Raw genomic sequence first — 1133 nt, forward strand, 5'->3', positions numbered from 1 at the left:
TGAAAATGCCGGCCTTTGAATGGGTTCATGTGCAGCTCCATCAGCAAAAGGGGATGATAAGTTTATCACCACCGACTATTTGCAACAGTGCCCCCCTAATCGTGTTCAGCAGAATAGCCGGAGGAAGTTTCCTACTGTCGATAAGAAAGGATTGGCACAGGGAGTGTGAATATCGAAACACCATCACAGAATAATGCCAGATAGAAATGCGATAGTAGGGGTGGATATTTAAATAAGGAGCATCCCGACTTAAAATGAATATGACTGCGTAACCAGGCGCAATAAAAAAAGCGAAAGAATCGCTTTTATTCTGGTTGTTTTTTCGAAGAGTGACCGTTTTCTGAGATGACAAGAAATAAGGAAGTCCTATGATCGCTAGCGGAATAGTTCAAAAACTGAATGCGCAAATGAATCAGGAGTTTTATACCTCAAATTTGTATCTTCAGCTCAGCCAGAGGTGCAGCGAGAATAGCCTTAATGGCACCGCACTATTTTTGCGTCATCAGGCGCAAAATACGGTGACGCAAATGATGCGCATGTACGAATACATCAAACAGAGCGGCGCCACGCCGGTGTTACAGGAGCAACACGCCCGGTGCGGTGAATTTTCCACGCTGGAAGATCTGTTTGAGCAGACGGTAAGCGATTACCAGAAGCGCATTAATGCGCTGACCTCTTTGACGGAAGACGCCCAGGCAGCAAACGATAAGTCAGCGATTAACTTCCTGAAGCGATACAGAAAAGAGGAAATCGTGGACGGGACGCTGTTGCAAATCATTCTGGATGAAGTCCGCAGCGCTAAAAAAGCGGGCATCAACATGCAGCAAACCGACCACTATCTGGTTGGCGTGATCGATCGCTATCACTAAATCAATTTCGCAGTACGAGGAGGTTTTACGCCTCCTCAGAAAATCTGTTTTACATCAGAAACAGAGGTTTATGCCAGTGAACATTTGATACCCAACACGTCATAGTGATTTTTTAACTTAGCGTTTTTATATCGTGCCAAAAATGTCTCTGCTTGTGTCTTTATATTAAGGAAGGTGCGAATAAGCAGGTCATTTCTTCCCAAGCTGACTCGCTGATTAAAATTTCGCGGATCTGGGCCGATTTTTTTCCCGCAAACACATCGA

1 protein-coding gene is annotated in these 1133 nt (G+C 44.7%); it reads left to right on the plus strand.

Going from position 1 to position 1133, the window contains the following annotated elements:
- The first annotated feature begins 368 nt into the window (after positions 1-368).
- On the plus strand, positions 369-869 hold the full coding sequence (locus LZP96_RS23900) for a non-heme ferritin-like protein (protein ID WP_001752509.1): 501 nt from the start codon (positions 369-371) through the stop codon (positions 867-869).
- The last annotated feature ends 264 nt before the right edge of the window (positions 870-1133 follow it).

Origin of the sequence: Huaxiibacter chinensis, from assembly GCF_022171985.1 — a bacterium.
Taxonomy (GTDB): Bacteria; Pseudomonadota; Gammaproteobacteria; order Enterobacterales; family Enterobacteriaceae; genus Enterobacter; species Enterobacter chinensis_A.

Excerpts from the sequence above, each read along its gene's own strand:
- LZP96_RS23900 (WP_001752509.1), top strand. The coding sequence starts at position 369 with ATGATCGCTAGCGGAATAGTTCAAAAACTGAATGCGCAAATGAATCAG.